The organism is Pseudomonas sp. GW822-FHT02D10, assembly GCF_058802345.1.
This window is the reverse complement of record NZ_JBXAOB010000012.1, coordinates 1-13115: the sequence shown is the minus strand read 5'-3', so window position 1 is coordinate 13115 and position 13115 is coordinate 1. Positions and strand designations below refer to the sequence as shown.

The window sequence follows — 13115 nt, the reverse complement described above, 5'->3', positions numbered from 1 at the left end:
CAGTATTATTCCACAGCGTTTCTGGATCGCCTACCCCTGATTTGAGATTTCTCCGGTGGCATGTTGCAGCAGCCCCTCTAGCGCGGCCTTCACCGTTTGTCGGCGGACCTCGTCGCGGTTGCCGGGGAAGCGCCGGCACTCCGAATACACCTCATCTCCAACCCCCCAGGCCAGCCAGACCATGCCCACCGGTTTGTTCGGCGTACCGCCGTCCGGCCCCGCAATACCGCTGACCGCCACGGCAAAACGCGCGCGGCTTTTGTGCTGGGCACCACGCACCATGGCTTCGACCACTTCACGGCTGACAGCCCCGACCTGAGTGAACAACTCGGCCGGCACATTCAGTTGTTGGGTCTTCTGGCGATTGGAATAGGTGACATAACCGGCCTCGAACCACGCCGAGCTGCCGGCAATCCGGGTGATTGCTTCGGCGATCCCGCCGCCCGTGCAGGACTCGGCCGTGCTGACGTGGGCATTGAGAACCTGTAAACGCCGGCCTAGTTGCGCGGCAAGCTGGGTGATTTCGTTCACGACTCTCTCCTTGATCAGGCGGGCATGCGCTCTACCGTACACGAGCGAATCACGCTTGCAAGACACGAGATAGATCAAAATGTTAGTGAGCAAGCGCTCTGACATAGGCCTGACAGGCCTGCAAGGCAATCAGTCCGCGGTCGCCTGCGTTGGTGATGCCGATAATTCGTTGAGCATGCGCCGGCTCAAGTCGGGCTCGTACGGTTCCATGAACCACGCCGCTGGCGCCGGTGGCGGTTGGCACTGCACAGTCACTGGCAACATCACCGGCGTCGAGGACGACTGACAGCCGTAGATCAGCAGTGGCAAGACGGTCGCGCAGGCGACCTTGATCACGTTGCGCATCGCTCAAAGCCTTCGAGTAAGTTTGATCGCTGGCCTGGAGCCGTTGCTCCAGGGCCAGGCGTTTGTCCTGTTCGGCGCGCTGTTGATTCGCCGCCGCCAAAGTCAGTTGGTTCAGCGTCTCACCCTGCAACCTGGCTTGTTCCGCCAGTTGCCGAGCGTAACGCAGGCAGCAGGGGTTAGTAGCGATGGGGTGGTGGGCCTTTCATCCCTGCGTAGGTCGGACTGCCCATGGTAACCTTGCGCCCATCGCGGAAAAGCCGGGCCGATGCCCCTCCTTTGCCCCACCCCTTTCAACGAATTCGCCTGATTACCTGATGAATAAAGCACTCTCCGATCTGTCTTCCCACACCCCGATGATGCAGCAGTACTGGCGTCTGAAGAACCAGCACCCTGATCAGTTGATGTTCTACCGCATGGGCGACTTCTACGAGATCTTCTATGAAGACGCGAAGAAGGCCGCCAAGTTGCTGGACATCACCCTGACCGCCCGTGGGCAGTCGGCTGGGCAGGCGATTCCGATGTGCGGGATTCCTTATCACGCCGCAGAAGGTTACCTGGCGAAACTGGTCAAGCTTGGTGAGTCGGTGGTGATCTGTGAGCAGGTCGGCGACCCGGCGACCAGCAAAGGCCCGGTGGATCGTCAGGTTGTACGGATCATCACCCCTGGCACTGTCAGCGATGAAGCGCTGCTGGATGAGCGCCGCGATAACCTGATCGCCGCCGTGCTGGGTGACGAGCGCCTGTTCGGTCTTGCCGTGCTGGATATCACCAGCGGCAACTTCAGCGTGCTGGAGATCAAAGGCTGGGAAAACCTGCTGGCAGAGCTGGAGCGGGTCAATCCGGTCGAGCTGATGATTCCGGATGACTGGCCAAAAGACCTGCCCGCGGAAAAACGTCGTGGCGTTCGTCGTCGCGCACCGTGGGATTTCGAACGTGATTCGGCGCTGAAAAGTCTTTGCCAGCAGTTTTCCACCCAGGACCTCAAAGGTTTCGGTTGTGAGAACCTGACCCTGGCCATCGGTGCCGCCGGCTGCCTGTTGAGCTACGCCAAGGAAACCCAGCGCACCGCCCTGCCGCATTTGCGCAGCCTGCGTCATGAACGCCTGGACGATACCGTGGTGCTGGACGGCGCGAGCCGTCGCAATCTGGAGCTGGACACCAACCTCGCCGGTGGCCGCGAAAACACCCTGCAATCGGTGGTCGACCGTTGCCAGACCGCCATGGGCAGCCGCTTGCTGACCCGCTGGCTGAATCGCCCGCTGCGCGACCTGACCGTGCTACTGGCACGCCAGACCTCGATCACCTGCCTGCTCGACGGTTATCGCTTCGAGAAACTGCAACCGCAGCTGAAAGAAATCGGTGACATCGAACGAATTCTGGCACGTATCGGCCTGCGTAATGCCCGTCCTCGTGACCTGGCTCGTCTGCGTGATGCGCTCGGTGCCCTGCCCGAGTTGCAAGTGGCGATGACCGAGCTTGAAGCTCCGCACCTCAATCAACTGGCAACGACCACCAGCACCTATCCCGAGCTGGCCGCCCTGCTGGAAAAAGCCATCATCGACAACCCGCCAGCGGTGATCCGTGACGGCGGTGTATTGAAAACCGGTTACGACGCCGAGCTCGACGAGCTGCAATCGCTGAGCGAAAACGCCGGACAATTCCTGATTGACCTCGAAGCGCGCGAGAAGGCTCGTACCGGCCTGGCCAACTTGAAAGTCGGCTACAACCGGATTCACGGTTACTTCATCGAGCTGCCAAGCAAGCAGGCCGAACAGGCGCCGGCCGATTACATCCGCCGCCAGACCCTCAAGGGTGCCGAGCGTTTCATCACGCCAGAGCTCAAGGCCTTCGAAGACAAGGCCCTGTCAGCCAAGAGCCGTGCGCTGGCTCGCGAGAAGATGCTTTACGAAGCCCTGCTCGAAGACCTGATCAGCCAACTGCCACCGCTACAGGACACTGCCGCGGCACTGGCCGAACTGGACGTCTTGAGCAACCTGGCCGAGCGTGCGCTGAACCTTGACCTGAACTGCCCACGGTTCGTCAGCGAGCCCTGCATGCGCATCAGCCAGGGCCGTCACCCGGTGGTCGAACAAGTATTGACCACGCCGTTCGTGGCCAATGACCTGAGCCTGGATGACAGCACGCGGATGCTGGTGATTACCGGTCCGAACATGGGCGGTAAATCCACTTACATGCGGCAAACCGCGCTGATTGTGTTGCTGGCGCATATCGGTAGTTTCGTGCCCGCTGCCCGTTGCGAATTGTCGCTGGTGGACCGGATTTTCACCCGGATCGGTTCCAGCGATGATCTGGCCGGTGGTCGTTCGACCTTCATGGTCGAGATGAGCGAAACCGCGAACATCCTGCACAACGCCACCGAACGCAGCCTGGTGCTGATGGACGAAGTCGGCCGCGGCACCAGCACCTTCGACGGTCTGTCGCTGGCCTGGGCAGCCGCCGAGCGTTTGGCTCAGCTGCGCGCCTACACGCTGTTCGCCACCCACTACTTCGAGCTGACGGTACTGCCGGAAGCCCAACCGCTGGTGGCCAACGTGCACCTCAATGCCACCGAGCACAACGAGCGCATCGTGTTCCTGCACCACGTGCTGCCTGGCCCAGCCAGCCAGAGCTACGGGTTGGCGGTTGCGCAACTGGCCGGCGTGCCAACCGAGGTGATCGTACGGGCTCGCGAGCACCTGGGTCGACTGGAAGCTACCGCACTGCCTCACGAAGCCGCGAAGCCAATCAAAGGCAAGCCGGCCGCGCCGCAACAGAGCGATATGTTCGCCAGCCTGCCGCATCCAGTGCTGGATGAACTGGCCAAGCTCGACCTGGATGACATGACCCCGCGTAGGGCACTTGAAATGCTCTATACATTAAAGACACGGGTCTAACGTACTTGCCTGCAAGCTGTTAGAATCTCGCGCGGTTTGGGATGCTGCAGGCTTAGCCTGCTTGCAGACTATCGCTCCCAAACCTGGCGACCCCTCCGTGAAGGGGCGCAGCAAGCCGCCGCCTGAGGAGAGAATTAGAAATGACCTTCGTCGTCACCGACAACTGCATCAAGTGCAAGTACACCGACTGCGTAGAAGTGTGTCCGGTGGACTGCTTTTACGAAGGCCCGAACTTCCTGGTGATTCACCCGGATGAGTGCATCGACTGCGCCCTGTGCGAGCCGGAATGCCCTGCTGTGGCCATCTTCTCCGAAGACGAAGTCCCGGATGAGATGAAAGAATTCATTCAGCTGAACGTTGATCTGGCCGAGATCTGGCCCAACATCACCGAGAAGAAAGATCCGCTGCCAGACGCGGCGGAGTTTGATGGTGTCAAAGGCAAGATCAAAGACCTCGAACGCTGATCATTGCTACGCTCTCGAAAAGGCCCCTTGTGGGCCTTTTTGCGCTTCAGCGGTTGCGTAGCTTTTCCGCAGGCAAAAAAAAGGGGCGGTATTACCCGCCCACATTTTTTCCCTATTCCTTGTGTTCCTTTTCATCGTCCTGATGAATCACGTCCCTGCGATGTTCCTTGACCATCATCCTTGATGGCTGTGTCTATCCGTCGACACAGGGCTGATATTAAAGAGTTCCCTGACAAGAGCAATCACCTGCCACGGGTAAACCCGGGCGAAACGATGTGTTTAACGATAAAAAACACCATTAAAAATCAACAAGTTATAAAATTAACTCAACAGGAACAGACGACTACTACCCGGTAGAAAACCCGAACTCTTACGAAAGAGTAAGCCATGGCTTACGCTAACCTGCGAAAGAGTCCGAGTAGCTCTTATAAAGCTTAAACAGCGCATTAATATACGAATAACAAAAAGCCCCGAAACAGACGGGGCTTATTGCTATCAGGCGAACGCGCTCCTGCTACTGGAACAGCGACTCGCTCGACAGGCCATTCTTCTCAAGGATTTCACGCAAGCGTTTCAGACCTTCAACCTGAATCTGTCTGACCCGTTCACGGGTCAGGCCAATCTCCAGGCCTACGTCTTCCAGCGTACTGCTCTCGTGGCCGCGCAGGCCGAAGCGGCGGATCACCACCTCGCGCTGTTTGTCCGTCAGCTCCGAGAGCCACTGATCGATGCTCTGCGACAGGTCATCGTCCTGAAGCAGCTCACAAGGATCGGTAGGGCGATCATCGGTGAGGGTGTCCAGCAGGGTTTTATCCGAATCCGGACCCAGAGAGACGTCGACCGAAGAAACCCGCTCGTTCAGGCCCAGCATGCGCTTGACCTCTCCCACCGGTTTTTCCAGCAGGTTGGCGATTTCTTCGGGTGAGGGTTCATGATCGAGCTTTTGCGTCAGCTCCCGTGCAGCCCGAAGGTAGACGTTGAGCTCTTTGACCACATGAATCGGCAACCGGATAGTCCGGGTCTGATTCATGATTGCACGCTCGATGGTCTGGCGGATCCACCAGGTAGCGTAAGTCGAAAAGCGGAAGCCGCGCTCTGGATCAAACTTTTCCACCGCCCGGATCAGCCCGAGGTTGCCCTCTTCGATCAGGTCAAGCAGTGACAGCCCACGATTGACATAGCGTCGGGCGATTTTCACCACCAGTCGCAGGTTACTTTCAATCATGCGCTTGCGCCCAGCCGGATCGCCACTTTGCGACAGGCGCGCAAAATGAACTTCTTCTTCCGGTGACAACAAGGGGGAAAAGCCGATTTCATTGAGGTACAGCTGAGTTGCATCGAGCGCTCGGGTGTAGTCGATGTACTTGTGCTGCTTAAGTGTTGCGGAGTGCTTGGATTTGGCACGAACTGAAGGCGTAGCTGACCCCTCATTCGACATCTCATCCGATGCGACGCCGGCCTCCATCAGGAGAACCTCATCGTCGATGTCAAACTCCGGCACTTCTTTACTGAGAGCCATTGTTATAGTCCTTTGGTGAGTTCGACCTCAAGCTCAAGCGGCGCCTTTATCCTTGGCAACGCTGGAGCCTGTTCCCTCTACGTGACGGAACAGGCTGGAAACAAATCAACGACGTGGCAGGAATTGCAGCGGATCTACAGGTTTACCTTGTCGGCGAATCTCAAAATGCAGTTTCACCCGGTCTGTACCCGTTGACCCCATTTCGGCAATTGTCTGTCCGACTTTGACCTGCTGCCCCTCCCGAACCAACAGCCTTCGGTTGTGACCGTAGGCACTGACGTAGGTGTCGCTGTGTTTGATGATGACCAATTCGCCGTAGCCCCGCAAGCCACTCCCGGCGTAAACCACCGTCCCATCAGACGCAGCTAAAACAGGCTGTCCCAAATCCCCGGCGATATCAATTCCTTTATTCAAACTACCGTTTGAAGAGAATTTTCCAATCAAAATACCATTAGATGGCCATCCCCAGCCTGTCGGTGCAGGCCCTGCCGGAGGCAGTGGCGCGGGGGCTGGCTTGTTTGCGACGGACGGTGTAGCTGTCTCCCTGGCGGGGCTCGCACCCGATGCCGGACGCCGGGTTACGGTAAATTTGCTCGAAGAAGAAGCCGTTGTTCCGGACTGGGTTACCACCTCTGTCGGTGTTGAACCGGAACGCCCATCGAAGCGAATCGTCTGACCTGGATGGATGGTGTATGGCGTAGGAATGTTGTTGCGTGCCGCCAGGGCCTTGTAATCCCAGCCGTAGCGAAAGGCGATCGAGAACAGGGTATCGCCGCGACGGACTACGTATTGGCCGGTGGTTACTGCGGGCCGCTGGGCCGCCGCGTTATTACGATCGACCACTCGCACATCGCTCGAACGCGTGCTGGAGCAACCGACCAACAAGGAACTCAAGACAAGGCCAGTCACCAGGCGCTGAAAGCTTGTTGTACCAATACGCTGCGCAATGACTGTGAGACTCACCCGCCGCTCCCTTTGTGGTGGTTGAAGATAAAAAATCGCCTTGTTCAGGCATGAAATGTCGCCAGTATAACTGGCCGTTCAGGCTTTACCGTCGGCAAAGCAAAATCGACACACGCACACGTTTGCTGACCGCCCTTCAATCGCGTTTAAGTGATCGATGCCGCTGTAAGACCAAGGCAATTGAACAGAATTCAGCGCTTTTAAATAAATGCTTAAGCCAGTGGTCCATGGAGCAATGGTACGAAGCGTACCCCCCCCAAAACACGTCTGGAAAAACCCTGTTCTTCACGGATGATCAACATCAATTGCTGAACCTCCCCTGAACCCACTGGAATCACCAGACGCCCACCCGGCGCCAACTGATCAAGTAACGCCTGAGGCACATCGGTTGCCGCCGCGGTGACGATAATGCCGTTGTACGGCGCCAGCGCCGGCCAACCCTCCCAGCCATCGCCCCAGCGAAACACGACATTGCGCAGGTTCAACTCGACCAGGCGCTCCTTGGCCCGATCCTGCAAGACCTTGATGCGTTCGACGGAAAACACCCGCTCGACCAATTGCGACAACACTGCTGTCTGGTAACCAGATCCGGTGCCGATCTCCAGCACTTTATCCAGAGGACCGGCCTCCAGCAGCAACTCGCTCATGCGAGCCACCATATAAGGCTGGGAAATGGTCTGGTTATGGCCAATCGGCAGTGCCGTGTCTTCATAGGCACGGTGCGCCAGTGCCTCATCGACAAACAGATGACGCGGTGTACGACGAATCACCTCCAGCACCTGGGCGTTGGACAGGCCTTCCTCATACAGACGCTGGATCAGCCGTTCACGCGTGCGCTGGGAGGTCATCCCGATACCACGACGCAGAATATCGTCTTGCTCGCGAGCCATCAGCGCAGCCCCTCCAACCAGCCATCGAGACTTCTAAAGGCATCATTGAAGGTGCGATCGAGTTGCAGCGGGGTGATCGAGACATAACCCTGCATCACCGCATGGAAATCCGTACCCGGTCCGCCATCTTCCGCGTCGCCGGCCGCGGCAATCCAGTAGCCGGACTTGCCACGCGGATCGACCACTTTCATCGGCGCCGCTGCACGGGCACGGTGGCCCAGGCGGGTCAGTTGAATGCCTCGAATGTGATCCAGAGGCAGATTAGGAATATTCACGTTCAGCACCGTGCGCGGTGGCAAATCAAGCTCGGCATGAGCCTCTACCAGTTTGCGCGCAAAGTAGGCCGCCGTCGGCAGGTTTTCCACTTGCCGCGATACCAGCGAAAAGGCAAAGGATGGCAGCGCGAGAAAACGCCCTTCGAGCGCCGCCGCGACCGTGCCGGAATACAGCACATCGTCACCCAGGTTGGCCCCCAGGTTAATCCCGGAAACCACCATATCCGGCTCGAGCTCCAGCAGACCATTGAGGCCCAGGTGCACGCAATCGGTCGGCGTACCATTAAGGCTGATAAAGCCATTGGCCAGGGTTTGCGGGTGCAACGGACGGTCGAGCGTCAGCGAACTGCTGGCGCCGCTTTTGTCCTGGTCAGGGGCGATAACCACGCACTCGGTGTAATCCGCCAGCGCAGCATGAAGCGCGGCGAGACCGGGTGCTGTTACCCCATCGTCGTTAGAAATCAGAATACGCATGAGCTGTCCGTCTGCCCCACCGGCACCAGATCGACGAGTTCACGCACCAATACGGTGGCGAAGCATCCGGCCGGAAGGACGAATTCCAGTTGCAGAATGTCCAGCGAGGGATAATGCCACGTCAACCCGCCAATGGGCAGCCGCAGGATGCGACGTTCATGGCTCATTCCAGCGTTTATCAACCAATCGCGCAGATCCGCTTCGCGTGCCGCGACCTGTTGCTCGAGTTCATGAGTCGCACCGCCAGCGGGTGACTCGCCCTCGCCCCACTGCGGCCCGGTCGGGTGCAGGTCGAGGATCGCCAGACGCGGATCGCTGCATTCGGCAACACCGGCCGGGAAAAAACTGCGGCTGTCGGTGAATGCGAGCAAGTCGCCCACCTGGGCGCGCTGCCAACTGCCATCGGCGACTCGCGCCGCCAGCACCTGATTGAACAAAAAGCTGCGAGCGGTTGAGAGCAAACGCGAACGCACGTTGCGTTGTTCCGGCAAGGCTTTGCGTGCCGCCCAGTCGCGGGCATCCACCACGTTGCCGCCGTTATGGCCGAAACGCTGGGCACCGAAGTAGTTGGGAACGCCTTGCTTGGCGATCAGTTGCAAACGCGCGTCAATCGCGTCCTTGTCACCGGTGAACTGAGTCAGGCGCAAGGTAAAACCGTTGGCCGAATGCGCGCCGCGCTGCAACTTGCGTTTGTGCCGTGCAGTCTTGAGGATTTTCAGCGTGTCGTTTTCAGCAGCGGACAAGTCAGGGTCGGCCTTGCCGGGCAACTGCACGCTGAACCACTGGCGGGTCAATGCCTGGCGATCTTTCAGACCGGCATAACTGACGGTGCGCAATGGCACGCCCGCAGCCTTGGCAATCCGCCGGGCCGCCTCTTCAGTGTTCAGACCGCGTTTTTCCACCCAGATCCACAGGTGTTCGCCTTCGCCGGTCAGCGGAATGTCGAGAACTTCATCGACCTGAAAATCTTCCGCGATGGCTTTCAGTACAGCGGTACCGAGGGCTTCACCGTAGGCACGCGGGCCGAGCAATTGCAGTTCATTCATGCGCGCAGCAACAAGGCAACGGAGTGCACGGCAATGCCTTCTTCGCGACCGACAAAGCCGAGCTTTTCGGTGGTGGTAGCTTTCACGTTCACTTGATCCAACTCAACTTGAAGATCCGCGGCAATCAGCGCGCGCATCGATTCGATATGCGGGGCCATTTTCGGCGCCTGGGCAACGATGGTGTTATCGACATTGCCGACCTTCCAGCCCTTGGCGTGGATCAGTGCGACAACGTGACGCAACAGTACGCGGCTGTCTGCGCCTTTGAATTGCGGGTCGGTGTCCGGGAAGTGTTTACCGATATCACCCAGCGCCGCTGCGCCGAGCAAGGCATCGCTCAACGAATGCAGCAAGACGTCGCCGTCGGAATGGGCGAGCAGCCCGAAGCTGTGTGCAATTCGCACGCCGCCCAGAGTGATGAAATCGCCTTCAGCGAAACGGTGCACATCATAGCCGTGGCCAATACGCATAAAAAAACGCCCCGATTTAGTCAGGGCGTGATTCTACCTGCTTTGGCGGACATTAGGCGCCTAGAGCGTGTGCGTGATGTCGCAAGTGATCATCAATGAAGCTGGCGATAAAGAAATAGCTGTGGTCGTAGCCTGGTTGCAGACGCAAGGTCAGCGGATGGCCGGCAAGTTTCGCCGCCTGTTGCAGCGCTTCGGGCTTGAGCTGAGTGGCCAGGAAGTCATCGCGATCACCTTGATCCACCAGCAACGGCAGCTTTTCGCTGGCCTCAGCGATCAGCACGCTGGCATCCCATTCGCGCCATTTTGAACGCTCTTCACCCAGGTAGCGCGAAAACGCCTTCTGGCCCCACGGGCAATCCATTGGATTGTTGATGGGCGCGAAAGCCGAAACCGACTGATACCGCCCAGGGTTGCGCAAGGCACAGACTAGCGCGCCGTGCCCCCCCATGGAGTGGCCGCTGACGCCGCGTTTGTCCGATGCCGGAAAATGCGCTTCGACCAACGCAGGCAATTCCTGCACCACGTAGTCATGCATCCGATAGTGCCTGGCCCAAGGTTCCTGCGTGGCATTCAGATAGAACCCGGCACCGAGGCCGAAATCCCATGCGCCGTCCGGGTCACCCGGAACATCGGCGCCTCGCGGACTGGTGTCCGGTGCAACGATGATCAACCCCAACTCGGCCGCCATGCGCAGGGCGCCGGCCTTGTGCATGAAGTTCTCGTCGGTGCAGGTCAAGCCCGACAGCCAGTACAACACCGGCAGTTTGCCGCCCTGCTCCGCTTGCGGCGGCAGGTACACGGCGAACACCATGTCGCAGCCCAGCACTTCGGAATGATGCTTGTAGCGTTTATGCCAGCCACCGAAGCTCTTCTGGCATGAGAGGTTTTCCAAACTCATGACCGACCTCAGAAATGGATGACGGAGCGGATGCTTTTGCCTTCATGCATCAGGTCGAATGCCTTGTTGATGTCTTCCAGGCCCATGGTGTGGGTGATGAAAGTGTCCAACGGGATTTCGCCGGTCTGGGCCATTTCCACGTAGCTTGGCAACTCGGTGCGACCGCGCACGCCGCCGAATGCCGAACCGCGCCAGACGCGGCCGGTGACCAACTGGAACGGACGGGTGGAGATCTCTTGGCCAGCACCGGCAACGCCGATGATCACCGACTCCCCCCAACCCTTGTGACAGCACTCCAGCGCTGCACGCATCAGTTGCACATTGCCGATGCATTCGAAGGAAAAGTCGACGCCGCCATCAGTCATGTCGACGATCACGTCTTGAATCGGACGGTCGAAGTCTTTCGGGTTCACACAATCGGTGGCACCCAACTGCTTGGCGATTTCGAACTTGGCCGGGTTGATGTCGATAGCGATGATTCGCCCGGCTTTGGCTTTGACCGCACCGATGACCGCAGACAGACCAATACCGCCCAGACCGAAGATGGCCACGGTGTCGCCCGGTTTGACCTTGGCGGTGTTGATGACCGCGCCGATACCGGTGGTGACGCCACAGCCCAGAAGGCAGACTTTTTCCAGTGGCGCTTCTTTAGGAATCTTCGCGACGGAGATTTCCGGCAATACGGTGTATTCAGAGAAGGTCGACGTGCCCATGTAGTGGAAAATCGGCTGACCTTTGTAGGAGAAGCGCGTGGTGCCGTCTGGCATCAACCCTTTGCCCTGGGTCGCACGGATGGCCTGGCAGAGGTTGGTCTTGCCCGACTTGCAGAATTTGCACTGCCCGCATTCCGGGGTATACAGCGGAATCACATGATCGCCGACCGCGACCGAGGTCACACCTGCGCCGATGGCTTCGACAATCGCGCCACCTTCGTGGCCGAGAATCGACGGGAAGATGCCTTCCGGATCAGCGCCCGACAGGGTGTAGGCGTCGGTATGGCAAACGCCGGACGCGACCACACGCAACAGGACTTCACCCGCCTTGGGCATGGCGACATCGACTTCAACGATCTCAAGGGGTTTCTTGGCCTCGAAGGCAACGGCAGCGCGCGACTTGATCATCCTGACTCTCCAGCGAATAAAAACGAGACCGGGAGTGTAAAACACCGCCAGACGATTAATAATCCAGTCGAAAGCAAAACATTATTGCTGCACAGGGATAATCTTCATGTCCGAAAATCGCTGGGAAGGCATCGATGAGTTCGTCGCCGTCGCCGAATGCAACCAGTTCACGGCTGCCGCCGAACGCCTTGGGGTTTCGTCTTCGCACATCAGTCGACAAATCGTACGTCTTGAAGAGCGCCTGCAAACCCGCCTGCTTTACCGCAGCACCCGTCGGGTGACGCTGACCGAAGCCGGGCAAACCTTTCTGCAACACTGTCAGCGCCTGCAGGACGGCCGCGAAGAAGCCTTGCGTGCGGTCGGCGACCTCACCAGCGAACCCAAAGGCATGCTGCGCATGACCTGTGCCGTGGCGTACGGCGAGCGCTTCATCGTGCCGCTGGTGACCAGCTTCATGGGGCTTTATCCACAATTGCGTGTCGATATCGAGTTGAGCAACCGCCCGCTCGATCTGGTGCATGAGGGCCTGGACCTGGCGATCCGGCTCGGCCGTTTGCAAGACTCACGGCTGGTGGCTACGCGCCTGGCGCCACGACGCATGTACTTGTGCGCCTCACCGTCCTATCTGGAACGATATGGCCGACCGCACAGTTTGTCCGAGCTGAGTCGGCACAATTGCCTGATCGGCAGCTCGGACATCTGGCAACTGGAGCAGGACGGCAGAGAATTTTCCCAGCGAGTACAGGGCAATTGGCGTTGTAACAGTGGGCAAGCAGTATTGGACGCTGCGCTACAGGGTGTTGGGTTGTGTCAGCTGCCGGACTATTACGTGCTGGAGCATCTGAACAAGGGCACGCTGGTGTCGTTGCTGGATGCTCATCAACCACCGAACACCGCCGTCTGGGCGCTGTATCCGCAACAACGGCATCTGTCGCCGAAGGTGCGCAAATTGGTGGACTATCTGAAGGAAGGGTTGGCCAAACGGCCGGAATACCAACTTTGATCAAAAGATCGCAGCCTTCGGCAGCTCCTACAGAAATCGAATTCACCTTCACCACTCAACAGGCCGAGCGTTAGCTCGCCTGCCGCTTGTGATCTTGATCCACCCGCCCCTTCGGAAGGCCGAGTGGAGGTGTTCATCAGGGGGGTGGCGCGCAGCGCCGTACGGCGAAGCCGGACACATCGAGAGGAGGTCGTCGCGCAGCAGACCGGAGGCGATGCCCCC

12 protein-coding genes and 1 pseudogene are annotated in these 13115 nt (G+C 58.8%); 3 read left to right on the top strand and 10 right to left on the bottom strand.

Annotated features, from left to right (window positions below):
* Nucleotides 1–30 precede the first annotated feature (30 nt).
* On the bottom strand, nt 31–531 hold the full coding sequence (locus AC1RPZ_RS18960; RefSeq protein ID WP_493138474.1) for a CinA family protein: 501 nt from the start codon (nt 529–531) through the stop codon (nt 31–33).
* 82 nt (nt 532–613) lie between these two features.
* Nucleotides 614–1039 (bottom strand): annotated as a pseudogene (locus tag AC1RPZ_RS18955) (lysis system i-spanin subunit Rz); the annotation flags it as partial.
* Nucleotides 1040–1190: 151 nt separating this feature from the next.
* Here AC1RPZ_RS18955 and mutS point away from each other — a divergent pair.
* A complete protein-coding gene (gene mutS, locus AC1RPZ_RS18950) occupies nt 1191–3770 on the top strand; it encodes a DNA mismatch repair protein MutS (protein ID WP_493138473.1) in 2580 nt (859 codons plus the stop codon).
* A 140-nt stretch (nt 3771–3910) separates the two neighbouring features.
* On the top strand, nt 3911–4234 hold the full coding sequence (gene fdxA / locus AC1RPZ_RS18945) for a ferredoxin FdxA (protein ID WP_493138472.1): 324 nt from the start codon (nt 3911–3913) through the stop codon (nt 4232–4234).
* Between the two features lie 514 nt (nt 4235–4748).
* Here the strand turns inward: fdxA and rpoS are convergent.
* The 8 genes from rpoS to AC1RPZ_RS18905 all read right to left on the bottom strand — a co-directional run bounded on the left by rpoS (nt 4749) and on the right by AC1RPZ_RS18905 (nt 11890).
* Complete coding sequence (rpoS, locus tag AC1RPZ_RS18940) at nt 4749–5753, bottom strand: RNA polymerase sigma factor RpoS (protein WP_123428458.1); 1005 nt, start codon at nt 5751–5753, stop codon at nt 4749–4751.
* A gap of 105 nt (nt 5754–5858) precedes the next feature.
* Nucleotides 5859–6716, bottom strand: a complete 858-nt coding sequence (locus AC1RPZ_RS18935; RefSeq protein ID WP_493138471.1) for a peptidoglycan DD-metalloendopeptidase family protein — start codon at nt 6714–6716, stop codon at nt 5859–5861.
* Nucleotides 6717–6928: 212 nt separating this feature from the next.
* Nucleotides 6929–7564, bottom strand: a complete 636-nt coding sequence (locus AC1RPZ_RS18930; protein ID WP_493138607.1) for a protein-L-isoaspartate(D-aspartate) O-methyltransferase — start codon at nt 7562–7564, stop codon at nt 6929–6931.
* 41 nt (nt 7565–7605) lie between these two features.
* Nucleotides 7606–8355: a 5'/3'-nucleotidase SurE gene (gene surE, locus AC1RPZ_RS18925; protein WP_493138470.1), complete on the bottom strand. Its 750-nt coding sequence runs from the start codon at nt 8353–8355 to the stop codon at nt 7606–7608.
* Nucleotides 8343–9401, bottom strand: coding sequence for a tRNA pseudouridine(13) synthase TruD (gene truD, locus AC1RPZ_RS18920; RefSeq protein WP_493138469.1), 1059 nt, complete (start codon nt 9399–9401; stop codon nt 8343–8345). The genes surE and truD overlap by 13 nt, the downstream gene beginning before the upstream one ends.
* A complete protein-coding gene (gene ispF, locus AC1RPZ_RS18915; protein ID WP_071551620.1) occupies nt 9398–9871 on the bottom strand; it encodes a 2-C-methyl-D-erythritol 2,4-cyclodiphosphate synthase in 474 nt (157 codons plus the stop codon). The genes truD and ispF overlap by 4 nt, the downstream gene beginning before the upstream one ends.
* 52 nt (nt 9872–9923) lie before the next feature.
* Entirely contained in the window at nt 9924–10769 is an 846-nt protein-coding gene (fghA, locus tag AC1RPZ_RS18910; RefSeq protein ID WP_493138468.1) for an S-formylglutathione hydrolase, read from the bottom strand.
* 8 nt (nt 10770–10777) lie between these two features.
* Nucleotides 10778–11890, bottom strand: coding sequence for an S-(hydroxymethyl)glutathione dehydrogenase/class III alcohol dehydrogenase (locus tag AC1RPZ_RS18905; protein WP_493138467.1), 1113 nt, complete (start codon nt 11888–11890; stop codon nt 10778–10780).
* Nucleotides 11891–11996: 106 nt separating this feature from the next.
* Between AC1RPZ_RS18905 and AC1RPZ_RS18900 the strand changes: the two genes are divergently transcribed.
* Complete coding sequence (locus AC1RPZ_RS18900; RefSeq protein WP_493138466.1) at nt 11997–12893, top strand: LysR substrate-binding domain-containing protein; 897 nt, start codon at nt 11997–11999, stop codon at nt 12891–12893.
* The last annotated feature ends 222 nt before the right edge of the window (nt 12894–13115 follow it).

Excerpts from the sequence above, each read along its gene's own strand:
- mutS (WP_493138473.1), top strand. The coding sequence starts at position 1,191 with ATGAATAAAGCACTCTCCGATCTGTCTTCCCACACCCCGATGATGCAG.
- fdxA (WP_493138472.1), top strand. The coding sequence starts at position 3,911 with ATGACCTTCGTCGTCACCGACAACTGCATCAAGTGCAAGTACACCGAC.
- rpoS (WP_123428458.1), bottom strand. The coding sequence starts at position 5,753 with ATGGCTCTCAGTAAAGAAGTGCCGGAGTTTGACATCGACGATGAGGTT.
- AC1RPZ_RS18930 (WP_493138607.1), bottom strand. The coding sequence starts at position 7,564 with ATGACCTCCCAGCGCACGCGTGAACGGCTGATCCAGCGTCTGTATGAG.
- surE (WP_493138470.1), bottom strand. The coding sequence starts at position 8,355 with ATGCGTATTCTGATTTCTAACGACGATGGGGTAACAGCACCCGGTCTC.
- truD (WP_493138469.1), bottom strand. The coding sequence starts at position 9,401 with ATGAATGAACTGCAATTGCTCGGCCCGCGTGCCTACGGTGAAGCCCTC.
- ispF (WP_071551620.1), bottom strand. The coding sequence starts at position 9,871 with ATGCGTATTGGCCACGGCTATGATGTGCACCGTTTCGCTGAAGGCGAT.
- fghA (WP_493138468.1), bottom strand. The coding sequence starts at position 10,769 with ATGAGTTTGGAAAACCTCTCATGCCAGAAGAGCTTCGGTGGCTGGCAT.
- AC1RPZ_RS18905 (WP_493138467.1), bottom strand. The coding sequence starts at position 11,890 with ATGATCAAGTCGCGCGCTGCCGTTGCCTTCGAGGCCAAGAAACCCCTT.
- AC1RPZ_RS18900 (WP_493138466.1), top strand. The coding sequence starts at position 11,997 with ATGTCCGAAAATCGCTGGGAAGGCATCGATGAGTTCGTCGCCGTCGCC.